The sequence below is a fragment of the Nocardiopsis sp. LOL_012 genome, assembly GCF_048060475.1.
In the GTDB taxonomy this organism is placed as follows: Bacteria; Actinomycetota; Actinomycetes; order Streptosporangiales; family Streptosporangiaceae; genus Nocardiopsis.
The window spans coordinates 83,161-96,607 of sequence record NZ_JBHMIV010000018.1; the positions used below are offsets into that span (position 1 = coordinate 83,161).

The 13,447-nt window shown below is 72.9% G+C and carries 10 protein-coding genes; 1 reads left to right on the forward strand and 9 read right to left on the reverse strand.

All coding sequences use genetic code 11. The features are described 5' to 3' along the window. Positions 1 to 9: 9 nt before the first annotated feature. Both rapZ and uvrC read right to left on the reverse strand, forming a co-directional pair. Complete coding sequence (gene rapZ, locus ACFHWE_RS13790; RefSeq protein WP_416601764.1) at positions 10 to 894, reverse strand: RNase adapter RapZ; 885 nt, start codon at positions 892 to 894, stop codon at positions 10 to 12. Continuing rightward, on the reverse strand, positions 891 to 2,897 hold the full coding sequence (gene uvrC, locus ACFHWE_RS13795; RefSeq protein ID WP_416601766.1) for an excinuclease ABC subunit UvrC: 2,007 nt from the start codon (positions 2,895 to 2,897) through the stop codon (positions 891 to 893). Before uvrC ends, rapZ begins: the two co-directional genes overlap by 4 nt. 207 nt (positions 2,898 to 3,104) lie before the next feature. Here uvrC and ACFHWE_RS13800 point away from each other — a divergent pair, with 207 nt between their 5' ends. Next, complete coding sequence (locus tag ACFHWE_RS13800; protein ID WP_416601768.1) at positions 3,105 to 4,250, forward strand: mechanosensitive ion channel family protein; 1,146 nt, start codon at positions 3,105 to 3,107, stop codon at positions 4,248 to 4,250. 54 nt (positions 4,251 to 4,304) lie between these two features. On the opposite strand, the gene ACFHWE_RS13805 is transcribed toward ACFHWE_RS13800, so the two are convergent. The 7 genes from ACFHWE_RS13805 to ACFHWE_RS13835 form a co-directional block, all read right to left on the reverse strand. Continuing rightward, positions 4,305 to 4,697, reverse strand: coding sequence for a Rieske (2Fe-2S) protein (locus ACFHWE_RS13805; RefSeq protein WP_416601770.1), 393 nt, complete (start codon positions 4,695 to 4,697; stop codon positions 4,305 to 4,307). 108 nt (positions 4,698 to 4,805) lie between these two features. After that, positions 4,806 to 5,384: an RDD family protein gene (locus ACFHWE_RS13810; protein WP_416601772.1), complete on the reverse strand. Its 579-nt coding sequence runs from the start codon at positions 5,382 to 5,384 to the stop codon at positions 4,806 to 4,808. An 86-nt stretch (positions 5,385 to 5,470) separates the two neighbouring features. Next, positions 5,471 to 8,305, reverse strand: a complete 2,835-nt coding sequence (gene uvrA / locus ACFHWE_RS13815) for an excinuclease ABC subunit UvrA (protein WP_416601774.1) — start codon at positions 8,303 to 8,305, stop codon at positions 5,471 to 5,473. A gap of 303 nt (positions 8,306 to 8,608) precedes the next feature. Further along, the gene (locus tag ACFHWE_RS13820) at positions 8,609 to 9,634 is read right to left on the reverse strand and encodes a TerC family protein (protein ID WP_416601776.1); all 1,026 of its coding nucleotides are present in this window, start codon (positions 9,632 to 9,634) and stop codon (positions 8,609 to 8,611) included. A 275-nt stretch (positions 9,635 to 9,909) separates the two neighbouring features. Further along, the gene (locus ACFHWE_RS13825) at positions 9,910 to 10,992 is read right to left on the reverse strand and encodes a glycosyltransferase family 4 protein (RefSeq protein ID WP_416601778.1); all 1,083 of its coding nucleotides are present in this window, start codon (positions 10,990 to 10,992) and stop codon (positions 9,910 to 9,912) included. Continuing rightward, complete coding sequence (gene murJ, locus ACFHWE_RS13830; protein WP_416601779.1) at positions 10,989 to 12,629, reverse strand: murein biosynthesis integral membrane protein MurJ; 1,641 nt, start codon at positions 12,627 to 12,629, stop codon at positions 10,989 to 10,991. The genes ACFHWE_RS13825 and murJ overlap by 4 nt, the downstream gene beginning before the upstream one ends. Further along, positions 12,622 to 13,446 (reverse strand): hypothetical protein, encoded by an 825-nt coding sequence (locus ACFHWE_RS13835; RefSeq protein WP_416601820.1) that lies wholly within the window; start codon positions 13,444 to 13,446, stop codon positions 12,622 to 12,624. The genes murJ and ACFHWE_RS13835 overlap by 8 nt, the downstream gene beginning before the upstream one ends. Position 13,447: the final 1 nt, after the last annotated feature.

Here is a 13,447-nt window from a genome sequence, read left to right on the forward strand (position 1 = left end):
ATCCAGGGATTACTCACGCCCCACATCGCGGTGCACGACGTGCACGTCCACGCCCTGGGAACGGAGCCGCTCGGCGAACTGCTCGGACATGGCCACGCTGCGGTGCTTGCCCCCCGTGCAGCCCACGGCGAGCGTCATGTAGTGCTTGCCCTCGCGCTGGTAGCCCTCGATCGTGAGCCTGAGCACCTCGGAGTAGGCCTCGACCATCTCCTTGGCGCCGTCCCGGGACAGGACGTAGTCGCGCACCGGGGCGTCGCGGCCGTTCATCGGCCGCAGGTCGGGCACCCAGTGGGGGTTGGGCAGGAAACGGCAGTCCAGCACCAGGTCGGCGTCGACGGGGAGGCCGTGCTTGAAACCGAACGAGACCACGTTGGCGCGGGGGCGCTCCTCGTCCCGTTCTCCGAAGAAACCGACGACGCGGGCCTTGAGCTGGTGGACGTTGAGCTGGGAGGTGTCGATGACCAGGTCCGCGTCGCCCCGGACGGCCCGCAGTGTCTCCCGCTCCCGTGTGATCCCGTCCGTCAGCAGGTCGTCGCCCTGGAGCGGGTGGCGGCGGCGCACACCCTCGAAGCGGCGGACCAGGGCGTGGTCCCCCGCCTCCAGGAAGAGCACACGCGCGTTGATGGCGCGGTGGCGCAGGTCCTCCACCGTGGACAGCAGGTCCTCGGTGAAGGCCAGTGAGCGCACGTCCACCACGACCGCGACCCGGGGCACCGCGCCGTGGGTGCGACCGGCCAGCTCGATCATCGTCGGCAGCAGCTCGGGCGGCAGGTTGTCCACCACGAACCAGCCCAGGTCCTCCAGGGCCCTGGCCGCCGTACTGCGTCCCGCACCGGACATCCCGGTGACGATGACCACCTCGGGCGGCAGTTCGCCCCCCAGTTCGACCGTCATCTCTCTCCTCCCCCGTCGTTGGCTTGCTCCGTCGGCGCCCCGCCGCCGTCCCCGCCCCTGTCCGCCTCTCCCGACAGGTGCGCGTGCACGGCCCCGGCCAGCACGGGACCGATGCCGGGGACCCCGGCGATCTCCTCCTCCGTGGCCGCGGCCAGGCGCCTGACCGATCCGAACTCCTTGATGAGCGCCGCTCTGCGCGCCGGGCCCAGGCCCGGCATGTCGTCCAGTCCGCTCCCGGTCAACGCCTTGGCCCGCCGCTGCCGGTGGTACTGGATCGCGAAGCGGTGCGCCTCGTCCCTGACGCGCTGGAGCAGGTACAGCCCCTCCCCCGTCCGGGGCAGGATCACCGGGTCCTCGTCGTCGGGCAGCCACACCTCCTCCAGGCGCTTGGCCAGGCCGCACACGGCGACGTCCTCGATCCCGAGCTCGTCCAGCGCCCGCCTGGCCGCCCTGGCCTGGGGGCGGGCACCGTCCACGACCACCAGGTTAGGGGGGTAGGCGAACCTGCCGGGACGCGGACCGTCCTCCCGCGAGGGGTCACCGCCACCGCCCATGCGGGCGACCTCCCCCGCCTCTGCGCTCTCCTTGAGGTAGCGCGTGAACCGGCGCCTGATCACCTCGTACATGGCGGCGACGTCGCCCTGGTCCCCGCCGCCGGCCGCGGCGCCGCGGATGCCGAACCGCCGGTACTCGGACTTGCGGGCCAGGCCGTCCTCGAAGACGACCATGGACGCCACGACGTGCTCCGCCTGGAGGTTGGAGACGTCGTAGCACTCGATGCGCAGCGGCGCCTCGGGCAGCCCGAGGGCCTCCTGGACCTCGTTGAGGGCCCGGCCGCGAGTGCTCAGGTCCCCGGCCCGGTGGGTCTTGTGGCGGGCCAGCGCCTCGCGGGCGTTCTTCGCCACGGTCTCCATCAGGTCCTTCTTGTCCCCGCGGCGGGGCACCCGCAGGTCCACGGCCGACCCGCGCCGCTGCGACAGCCAGGAGGCGACGGCCTCCGCGTCTGCGGGCGCGTCGGAGACCAGGACCTCGCGCGGGACCGCGCCGCCGCCGTCCGCGCCCTCGTCCCCGGAACCGTAGAGGCGCCCCAGGAAGGTCTCCACCAGCTCGCCGGGACCGGAGTCGGAGACCTTGTCGAGCACGTACCCCCGCTGCCCCCGGATCCGGCCGCCGCGCACGTGGAAGACCTGCACGGCGGCCTGGAGCTGGTCGTCGGCGATCGCGACGACGTCGCAGTCGGTGGAGTCGGGCAGGACGACCGCCTGCTTCTCCAGCGCGGCGCGCAGGGCCTGGACGTCGTCGCGCAGGCGGGCGGCGCGCTCGTACTCCATGTCCCGGGCGGCCTCGGCCATCCGCGACTCCAGTCCGCGGATGAAGCGCCCGGTGTCGCCGGCGAGGAAGGAGCAGAAGTCCTCGGCCAGGCGCCGGTGCTCCTCCGGGGTGGCCCGGCCCACGCAGGGTGCCACGCACTTGCCGATGTAGCCGAGCAGGCAGGGGCGTCCGCTGTTGCGGGCGTCGCGGAACACCCCCTTGGAGCAGGTACGCACGGGGAAGACCCGCAGCAGCAGGTCGACGGTCTCCCGGATGGCCCAGGCGTGGGAGTAGGGGCCGAAGTAGCGCACGCCCCTGCGCTTGGCGCCGCGCATGACCTGGACCCTGGGGAACTCCTCGTCCAGGGTCACGGCGAGGTAGGGATAGCTCTTGTCGTCGCGGTACCTGACGTTGAACCTGGGGTCGTACTGCTTGATCCAGGAGTACTCCAACTGGAGCGCCTCCACCTCGGTGGCCACGACCGTCCAGTCGACGTCGGCGGCGGTGGAGACCATCTGCTGGGTGCGCGGGTGCAGGCCGGCGAAGTCCCGGAAGTAGGAGGAGAGCCGGGCGCGCAGGTCCTTCGCCTTGCCGACGTAGATGACCTGCCCCGAGGCATCGCGGAAGCGGTAGACCCCCGGGTCGCGCGGGATGGATCCGGGTGCGGGGCGCAGGTGAGGTGTCGCAGCCATGGCCCCATTCTCGTCGCTCCCACGGACATCCGGCCACCGGTTCCCGGGCGCCCCCGGATCGCGGGTGACCTCCCCCTCCCCCGGAGGGGACCAAGGCCATACCAAAGACATGTCATGCGTTCGCCCCCAACGTCACGAACGTGTCTCGACATGGTCTACGTTGGGCGGGAAGAACTCTCCGACCCGAACGACTAGGGGTTCTCCGTCGTGTCAGCAGAGCAATGGATCGCGATCGGCGTCGCCGTCGCCGTCGCCCTCCTCATCGTGGCGTTGGCGCACTGGCTGCTGCACCGCCAGGTCAGCAGGGTCTGGCCCCACGCCCGGTTCATCGTCGAGAGGTCCTCCGTCACGGCGTACTTCGCCGCGACGGTCATCGGCGCGAACATGGCCATGCCCGAGATCACCGAGGTGGGCTGGAGCACCTACCAGACCATCCAGCACGCCATGCGCATCCTGATGATCGCCTCCCTGACGGGGCTGGGCGTCAGCCTGTCGCACGCGGCCACGGACATGATCCTGGACCGGCTCTCGGCCTCCAACGGCGACGCCGACCGCCGCGCCAGGCGGCTCCAGACCCAGCTCCGGCTGCTGCGCAGGGTGATCACCTCGATCATCGTGATCCTGGCGATCGCCGCCATCCTGTTCACCTTCGACGAGGTGCGCGCGCTCGGCGCCGGGCTGCTGGCCTCGGCGGGCATCATCGGTATCGTCGCCGGTGTGGCCGCCCAGGCCACCCTGGCCAACCTGTTCGCCGGCCTCCAGCTCGCCTTCAGCGACGCCCTGCGCATCGGCGACGTGGTCGTCGTCAAGGGCGAGTGGGGCCGGATCGAGGAGCTGAGCCTGGTCAACGTGACCGTGAAGATCTGGGACGAGCGCCGCCTGGTGGTCCCCGTGGCCAACTTCACCACCATGGCCTTCGAGAACTGGACCAAGAGCGGCACGGACCTCACCACGCAGGTCCGGCTCCCGCTGGACTGGGAGGTGCCCGTCGACCAGGTCCGCGAAGAGGCCGGGCGCTTCATCGCCGCCAACGAGCACTGGGACGGGCGGAGCTGGTCCTGCCAGGTGGTCGACATCACGCCCACCGGTGAGGTCGTCGTGCGCGTGGTGGCCACCGTCGCCGACTCCGGCGCCCACTGGAACCTCGCCGTCCAGATCCGCGAGCACCTGGTGACGTGGCTGGCCGAGCACCACCCCCTGTCCCTGCCCCGCCACCGGACCGAGTTCATCTCCGAGAGCGGGGAGGCGCCCTACGCCAGCGCCTTCCCCGAGTCGGCGTTCCGGCGGCCGGCCCGCGAACCGAGCGGTGCGGGCGCCCAGCGCGGCGGTATCTCGGACGGCAGCGAGAACTGATCCCCGGGAAGGCGGCTCCGGGGCCGCCTTCCGTCCGTGCAAGGCCGGGGCGGATCAGTCGTCGAGGACGATGTCGGTGCCGTCGATGGTGACGGTGAACGGCTCCAGCGGCTCGGTGGCCGGGCCGACGAGGGGCTCTCCGGTGACGATGTCGAACCGGCTGCCGTGGCACAGGCAGCCGATGGCCTCCTCGTCCACCTCCTGCACGGTGCACCCGCCGTGTGTACAAGAGGCGCCGAAGGCCTTGTACACGCCCTCCTCGGGCTGGGTGACGACGAGTTTGCTGTTGTTGAAGACGGTGCCGGTGCCGACGGGGACGTCGGTGGTCTGTCCGATCACCTGGCCGCGCCGTACGTCCTGGGGCTTGGGCACCTCTCCCGCGCAGGCGGAAGCGGCCGTGACCGCCGCGGCGGCCCCGGCGGCACCGAGCAGTCGGCGCCTGCTCATCCCGCACTCACACGTTCTCCCCACGACCGCTCCCATCCGCGCAGACACGCACAACACTACGAACTGTAGTAGTAGTCGGCGGGTGCCCGAACCGGACCCCGCGACCGCTCAGCCCACGTCGAGCACCACGGTCCCGGCCACCTTGTCGTGGACGCCCTGACGGTTCGGGCGGTTCCCGGCGGCGGCGCCCCCGGTGATCCCGACCACGGCGGCCAGCAGCAGCCACCACAGCGGCGGGGGAAGGAAGAGAAGCAGACCGGGCAGGGCGAACACCGCGGCGCGGACGGTGAGCGCCGCGACGGGCAGCGGGCCGAGGCGGCCCTCCCCGGAGGCGGGTGCCACCCGCAGACCGGCCCAGCGCTTGCCCAACGTCCGCTGGAAGCGGACCAGGGCGACCGTCTCGTACCCGGTGTACAGGAGGAAGAAGAGCACGCCGAGCATGATCCGGTAGCGGCCCTCCGCGTCCCACGGGCTCCCGCCGGCCAGGACCCGGAGCCCGGTCCAGGCCAGGGCGAGCAGGGCGGCGACCAGCAGCGCCGGCAGGGCCGCGGCGACGAGGTCGATCCCGCGTGCCAGCACGCGGGCTTGCAGGGACGCCAGGGGGTAGCGGGGGTCCTCCAGCGGCCCGGTACCCGGGCCGGGCCGGGCGCCGCCGTGCTGGGGACCCTGCGGAGGGGGAGCGTTCATGGCCTGGTCCGATCTGCGCTGCCGTCGGGGCGTGTTCCCCTGCGACTGTATCCGCCGCACCCGCCGACCCCGGCCCTCCCACCGGCTCAGAGCACCTTGGCCAGGAACCGGCCGGTGTGGGATCCGGCGACCGCCGCGACCTCCTCCGGCGTCCCCTGTGCCACCACCCGGCCGCCGCCGGCCCCGCCCTCGGGGCCCATGTCGATGACGTGGTCGGCGGTCTTGATGACGTCGAGGTTGTGCTCGATGACGATCACCGTGTTCCCGGACTCGGCCAGCCGGTCGAGGACCTCCAGGAGCCTGCGGATGTCCTCGAAGTGCAGCCCGGTGGTGGGCTCGTCCAGGACGTAGACCGTGCGGCCGGTGGAGCGCCGCTGGAGTTCGGCGGCGAGCTTCACGCGCTGCGCCTCGCCGCCGGAGAGGGTGGTGGCGGGCTGGCCCAGGCGCACGTACCCCAGGCCCACGTCGGAGAGGGTCTGCAGGTGGCGGCGGATGGCGTTGATCGGCTCGAAGAAGTCCAGCGCCTCGGAGATGGGCATGTCCAGCACCTCGGCGATGCTCTTGCCCTTGTAGCGCACCTGGAGCGTCTCGCGGTTGTACCGGGCCCCGTGGCACACCTCGCAGGGGACGTAGACGTCGGGCAGGAACTGCATCTCGATCCGGAGCGTGCCGTCGCCCGCGCACGCCTCGCAGCGGCCGCCCTTGACGTTGAAGGAGAACCGGCCCTGCTGGTAGCCGCGCGCCTTGGCGTCGGTGGTCTGCGCGAACAGCTTGCGGATGCGGTCGAAGACCCCCGAGTAGGTGGCCGGGTTGGACCGGGGGGTCCGGCCGATCGGGCTCTGGTCCACGTGCACGACCTTGTCGACCTTCCCCGTGCCGTTCACCCGCAGGTGGCGGCCGGGGACGCTGCGCGCGCCGTTGAGCTCCTTGGCCAGGGCCTTGTAGAGGATCTCGTTGACGAGGGTGGACTTGCCCGAGCCGGACACCCCGGTGACGGCGGTGAAGACGCCCAGCGGGAAGGTGACGTCGATCCCGTCAAGGTTGTTCTCCCGGGCCCCGCGGACCACGAGTTCGTGCCCGCGGGTGGTCGGGCGCCGCGTCGCCGGCAGCGCGATCGAGCGGCGCCCGGACAGGTAGTCGCCGGTCATCGAGTCCGGGCTGGTCAGCAACTGGTCCACGATGCCCGACACCACGACGTGGCCGCCGTGCTCGCCCGCGCCCGGGCCGATGTCCACGACCCAGTCGGCGGCGCGGATGGTGTCCTCGTCGTGCTCGACGACAATGAGCGTGTTGCCGATGTCGCGCAGGCGCTGGAGGGTCTCCAGCAGCCGCGCGTTGTCGCGCTGGTGCAGGCCGATCGAGGGCTCGTCCAGGACGTAGAGCACGCCCACCAGGCCAGACCCGATCTGGGTGGCGAGCCGGATGCGCTGTGCCTCGCCTCCGGAGAGCGAGCCAGCCGAGCGCGACAGGCTCAGGTAGTCCAGTCCGACGTCGAGCAGGAAGCCAAGGCGGGCGTTGATCTCCTTGAGCACCTGGGCGGCGATGATGAGGTCGCGCTCCGACAGCTCCAAGGCGGCGAGGAAGGCGGCGCTCTCGCTCAGCGGCATGTCCGCCACCTCGGCGATGGACCTGCCGCCCACGGTCACGGCGAGCACGGTGGGCTTCAGGCGCGTCCCCTCGCAGGTGGGGCAGGGCACGGTGCGCATGTAGCCTTCGAGGCGCTCACGGGTGGTGTCGCTCTCCGACTGGGCGTGGCGGTTGCGCACCCAGGGGACGACCCCGGGGAACTCGGTGTAGTAGGAGCGGCTGCGCCCGTAGCGGTTGCGGTAGGTGACGTGGACCTGGGTGTCGTGGCCCTCCAGGATGGCCTTGCGCGTACGGCGGGGCAGGTCCTGCCAGGGGGTGTCCAGATCGAAGCCCACGGCCTCGCCCAGGGCTGTGAGGATGCGCTCCCAGTACTCCGAGGTGGAGCCGCCGGACCAGGGGGCGATGGCGCCCTCGGCCAGGGTCCGTTCCGGGTCGGGGACCAGCAGGTCGGCGTCGACCTCCATGCGGGTGCCCAGCCCGGAACAGTCGGGGCAGGCGCCATAGGGGGCGTTGAAGGAGAAGGAGCGGGGTTCGAGCTGCTCGAAGGACAGGTCGTCGTAGGGGCAGTACAGGTGCTCGGAGAACACCTTCTCCCGCTCGGGGTCGTCGCGGTCCAGGTCGACGAAGTCCAGGGCGATGGTGCCGCCGGCGAGCTTGAGCGCGGTCTCGATCGAGTCGGTGAGGCGCCCGTGCGCGGCGGGCTTGACGGCGAGCCGGTCGACGATGACGGCGATGTCGTGCTTGTCGTAGCGGCCCAGCTTGGGCGCCTCGTCGAGGCGGACGGCGGCGCCGTCCACGACGGCGCGCGTGTACCCCCGGGACTGGAGGTCCTTGAGGAGTTCGACGTACTCGCCCTTGCGTCCGCGCACCACCGGGGCCAGCACCTGAAAGCGCGTGCCCTCAGCCATCTCCATGACCCGGTCCACGATCTGCTGCGGTGTCTGCTCGGCGATCTCGCGGCCGCACTCGGGGCAGTGCGGCACGCCCACCCGCGCCCACAGCAGGCGCAGGTAGTCGTAGACCTCGGTGATGGTGCCGACGGTCGAGCGCGGGTTGCGGCTGGTCGACTTCTGGTCGATGGAGACCGCGGGCGAGAGGCCCTCGATGAAGTCGACGTCCGGCTTGTCCATCTGCCCCAGGAACTGGCGGGCGTAGGCCGACAGGGACTCGACGTAGCGGCGCTGTCCCTCGGCGAAGATCGTGTCGAAGGCGAGCGAGGACTTGCCAGAGCCGGACAGCCCCGTGAACACGATCATGGCGTCGCGCGGCAGGTCCAGCGAGACGTCCTTGAGGTTGTGCTCGCGGGCTCCGCGGACCACCAGTTGTTCGACCATCGAGTGAGACATCCTTCGGCTCGGGCACACAGGACGCGGGCCTCGTCGCGCGGCGTCGACCGACCCGCCTGCGGACTGCACGGTACGGCGTGGGGTGCGGGCCGGCGGCCGGGGCCGCGCGGGGCGGTGCGGAAGAGGTGCACCCCGACCCGTCCGCCCAGACTAACGACCGCCGACGGCGCTTTCCCCCGTATCGGGAAAGCGGTGGTGTCCCGGAGCGCCGGGACACCACCACTATAGACGAACACGCGTTCGAGTACGGCCGTCACGCGGAACCCTGCCCCTCTGCCGGGCCGCGCCGGCTCAGGAGCGCTCGGCCGAGGAGTCCTCCTGCGCGCCGGAAACGGCGGCCCTGCGGCGCCGGTCGTCGATACGCGCCTTGACCAGGCTGGCGACGATGGTGACCGCCATGACGCCCACGATCACCGTCAGGGATGCGCCGATACCGATCTCGGGGGCGTGCACGCCGTTCTCGTGGAGGGCGTGCAGGATCATCTTCACGCCGATGAAGAGCATGATCGCGGACAGGCCCCAACTGATGTAGGCGAGCTTGTCCATGAGCCCGGCCAGCAGGAAGTAGAGCTGCCTCAGACCCAGCAGCGCGAAGGCGTTGGCGGTGAAGACGATGTAGGCGTCCTGGGTGAGGCCAAAGATCGCCGGGATGGAGTCGACGGCGAAGACGAGGTCGACGACGCCGATGGCGATGATCACCAGCAGCATCGGGGTCACGTGCCGCTTGCCGTCGATCCTCACGGTCATGTGGGCGCCGTGGTAGTCGTCGGTGACGGGCCAGAAGCGCTTGACCAGGCGCACAGCCGGGTTCTCGCTGAAGTCCTGGTTCTCGTCCTCGCCCTTGACGTGGTCCCGGACGATCTTGTATCCGGTGTAGATCAGGAAGGCGCCGAACAGGTAGAAGACCTCGCTCCAGGCGTTGATCACCTGCGCGCCCAGGACGATGAAGAAGCCGCGCATGACGAGCGCGATGACGATGCCGACGAGCAGCACCTCGTGCTGGTACTGCCTGGGGACGGCGAAGGCCCCCATCAGGAGGTAGAACACGAAGAGGTTGTCGACGCTCAGGCTCTTCTCGGTGACGAACCCGGCGAAGTACTCCGCGCCCGCCGTCGTGCCGCCGAAGTACATCACCCCGAAGCCGAACACGATGGCGATGCCGATGTAGAAGACCGCCCACCAGGCGGCCTGGCGGACCCCGAACTCCTTGGGGCCGCTCTTCTTGCTCCAGGGGTGGTCGACGATGGCCAGGTCGATCACCAGGATGGCGACCATGGCACCGATGGTGGCGGCCCATACCCACAGGGGGACGTTCACGGCGGGGTTCTCCTCCGGTCAGGTGCGCGCGAGCGCTCTCGCGCGCACGGCGAATCACCGGAGGTCTCTCCCGCCCGTGCCGCGACCGGCTCACGGGCCGACGGAACCGGGAACACGGCCTCGGACCGCGTTCCGTGATGACGGCACCGCCGCGAAAGGGATACTCCCCTCACGTGCCCTCCAACGCTACCGGGTGCGCGCGGTCGCGTATACCGCAACCCGGCCGAATGAGTCGTCGGACACACGCGGGGGAACGTCCCTCCCCCGGCGCCGGCTCAGCCGCGCACCACCGTGCGGTACACGGCCGCGGCCGCCTCCACCGCGTCCTCCTCCGTGGGCAGCTTCCCCGCCGCCGCGGTCGACCGGGCCCGCATCTGCCCAGCCAGGACGGGGTCGTCGAGTACCCTCCCGACCGCCGCGGCCAGGGCCCGCGGGTCCTCCGGCGGCACCATCAGCGCCGCGCCCGCGCACAGGTCGGGGATGCCGCCCACCCGGGTGGCCACCACCGGCAGCCCGGCGCGCAGCGCCTCCATGACCACCAGGGCCGGCCCCTCCCACCGGCTGGGCAGGCAGAACACGTCCGCCGCGGCCAGCAGGTCGGCCACGTCCGAGCGGTGCCCCAGCATGCGCACGTCGGCACGGAGTTCGGCGGCGGTGTCGTGCAGCGCCCCCCAGAGGGGCCCGTCCCCCGCGATCGCGACCACCGGTTCGGGGCTGCGGTCGGCGATCGCCGGAGCCGCGGCCAGCAGTGTGTCCAGCCCCTTCTGCTCGGCGAGGCGCCCGACGGTGAGCACCAGTGGCCGCTCCGGTAGGACCGCCAGGTCGGCGCGGGTGGCCTCACGTCCCTCACACGGAGCCCCGACCGGCGGAGCCGCCACGACCGCGGCCCCCGCACCGCGCGCACCGGCCGCGCGCAGCCGCCGCACCAGATCGTCCGACACCCCCAGGACCGCCGCCGCGCGCCAGGCCACGATCCGCTCCAGAGCGGGGTAGGCCAGAGCCAGCGGGCCCTCGGCCGAGGGAGGCGCGTTGTGCGCCGTCACCACCAGGGGCGAGGCCCCGGCCAGCGCGCACAGGGCGCCCGCCCGCATCCCGTGCGCGTGGACGACGTCCGCTCCGCGCGTCAGCAGGCCCAGCCGCAGGACGGCGCCCGGGTCCCCCAGGGAGGGTGCGGCGCCGATCGGCACGGGCGCGAACCTCAATCCGGCCGCTGTGAAGCCGAACGCCCGGTCGGCCGCCTCCGGGCCGATCACCGCCACCCGGTACCCGCCGCGGCGCAACCCCTCGGCCAGGGAGCGGACGTGCCGGCCGACCCCTCCGGTACTGGTACCCATCACCAACGCGATCCTGTGGTTCACCGTCCGCCCTCTCTGCTTTCCCCTGCGGTTCTCAGACGCGCCCTGAGCACACGCGGCGTGGCCGGGTCCACCAGCCCCGCCACGAGTGCGAACACCGGCACCGACGCAGCGCACGACGCCACCGCGGCGCCGACCGCCGACCACACGCCGTCGACGGGCACCGCCGCCGCCACGGCACGGCCCGCAACCCACCCCGCGGCCCCGCCGACCAGCGCCGCCGCCACGGACCTGCCCAGGCCGCTCAGTGCCGCGCGCCCGTGCGATCCGGCCACGCCCGCGCACAGCGCGGCGGCCGCGAGCGTCAGACCGACCGTGGTCGCCGCCCCCAGCCCGGTGACGGCCCACTCCGGCGGCAGGATCCGCACCAGGAGCACCGCGCACACCATCACCGCCAGCCACCCCGCCACCTGGGCCGCGGCCGCCCCGCGGCCGCGGTGGGAGGCGTACAGGGCGCGGCCGAGCACGGCCGCGAGCCCGAACCCCACCACCCCGGGTGCGTAGGCGACCAGCGCCCGCTCCAGTTCCTGGGGCTCGTGCCGGGCCAGGACCGCCGCCACCGGAGCGGCGGCGCCCGCCAGGGCCGTGGCCACGGCGGCCGCGGCCACGACGGTCATCCGCGAGGCGCCGGAGACCAGGGCGGCGAAACCGCCGTGGTCGTGCTCGGCGTGGGCCACGGCCAGAGCCGTGAACGCGCTGGTGGCGATCGGCACGGCGATGACCCCGTAGGGCAGGGTGAACAGGGCCCAGGCGTAGGTGTTGAGCACGGCCGCGCCCGCCCCGCCCCCGTGGTTGGCCAGGGCGACGAACAAGAGCAGGCACACCTGCATGGCCGCCAGCGGAAGCAGGGAGGCCACGGCCAGGGACCGCACACGCGCCCCCACCCCCGGCGGGAAGGTCAGGCGCGGGCGCAGCCGCACCCGCAGCCCGGCCGCGGGCCCCAGGACGGTCAGCAGCAGTGCGGCCACGCCCGCGGTGGTGCCCAGCGAGAGCGTGAGCTCCGCGGCCCGGGGCAGCCGCGCGACGTCCTGGAGGTGCCCCTGCCCCAGGGGGACGAAGGCGAGGTAGGCGGTGGCCACCACGAGGCTGGAGACCAGCGGCGCCAGGGCCGGCGGGAGGAAGCGGCTGTGCGCCTGCAAGAGGCCGTACAGGACCGCCGCCAGACCGTAGAAGAGGACCTGGGGGGAGAACAGGACGAGCATGCGCGCGGCGAGCGGGAGCAGCGCGGCACGGTCGCACCCGGCCACGTCGCCCAGGATGAGCGCCGTCACGGGTACCGCGGCCAGGGCGAGCAGGGCGGAGAGGGCCACCGACAGCAGCAGGACCCACGTGACCAGCGCCGACGCGGTGTGTCTGACCAGCGCGCGGTCCCCGCCTCCGACGGCCGGGGCCAGGACCGGTACCACCATGGCCGTCAGCGCTCCGCCGACGGCGACCTCGAACAGCACCGCGGGTATCTGGTTGGCGGTCACGTAGGCGGTGCCCAGGCAGGTGTCGCCGACCGTCTGGGAGAACACCACCGTGCGGCCGAACCCGGCCAGGCGGGCCCCCGCGGTGGCCACCGCGACGACGGCCGCCGCCGTACCGACACCGCGTGTCACGCCGCGGCCCGGGAAGGGGCCGGGCCCCGCTTCACGCACACCTGCCCCATCGGTCGAGCCGGCGCAGCAGGGGGACCCGTTCGATGACCCGCGAGAAACTGGTGCGCTCACTGGCCAGGGTCAGGGCCAGCACCGCCGCGAGCACCGCCCCGCGGACGGGCCGCGGCGCCCGTGCGACGGCGGCGGCGCCCAGCGCGGCGCCGAGCGCGTTGGCGCCCGCGTCGCCGAGCATGGAGCGCTCGGCCAGGTCGTCGGGGAGCAGCGCGACCGCGGCGCCCACCGCCGGCCCTGCGGCCGGCGCCGCCGGGGAGGCCAGCAGGGGGGCCGCGGCGAGCAGGCAGACCTTGGCCGCGCGCCCCGGGCGCAGGTCGAACAGGTTGACCAGGTTGGCGCCGGCCGCGATGAGCACACCGTCCATGATGGTCTCCGCGGCGGGGCGGCGCAGCAGGGAGGCGGCGGCGACGCCGGTGGCGCCGATCCCGGCCATCTTGACCAGGCCGGTGGTCACCCGGCCGCGCGCGAGCGCGCCCAGGTGTCCGCGGAGTCCTCGGGCGTCGGCCGATCCGGACAGGTCGTCATAGGCCCCGAACCCGGCGGCACCCGCCGCCGCCAGCGCGCACGCGGCGCGCACGCGCGGTGTCAGGCCGGGGGCGAGGAGGCTGGCCACGCACACCCCCGACGCCAGGGCCGGGCCCTGGTGCAGGGTGACGACGCGTCCCCGGTAGTTGGTCCGCCGCCACGTCCGGGCGCCGTCCGGTGCGGGGCCGGCGCCCCGGCGGGTGAGCAGGGTGTAGGCGCAGCGGGCGGCGGCGGCCCCCAGGGCGGCTCCGACCAGGCCCTGGACCGGGCCCGCCATG

Excerpts from the sequence above, each read along its gene's own strand:
- rapZ (WP_416601764.1), bottom strand. The coding sequence starts at position 894 with ATGACGGTCGAACTGGGGGGCGAACTGCCGCCCGAGGTGGTCATCGTC.
- ACFHWE_RS13835 (WP_416601820.1), bottom strand. The coding sequence starts at position 13,446 with ATGGCGGGCCCGGTCCAGGGCCTGGTCGGAGCCGCCCTGGGGGCCGCC.
- ACFHWE_RS13805 (WP_416601770.1), bottom strand. The coding sequence starts at position 4,697 with ATGAGCAGGCGCCGACTGCTCGGTGCCGCCGGGGCCGCCGCGGCGGTC.
- uvrA (WP_416601774.1), bottom strand. The coding sequence starts at position 8,305 with ATGGTCGAACAACTGGTGGTCCGCGGAGCCCGCGAGCACAACCTCAAG.
- ACFHWE_RS13810 (WP_416601772.1), bottom strand. The coding sequence starts at position 5,384 with ATGAACGCTCCCCCTCCGCAGGGTCCCCAGCACGGCGGCGCCCGGCCC.
- uvrC (WP_416601766.1), bottom strand. The coding sequence starts at position 2,897 with ATGGCTGCGACACCTCACCTGCGCCCCGCACCCGGATCCATCCCGCGC.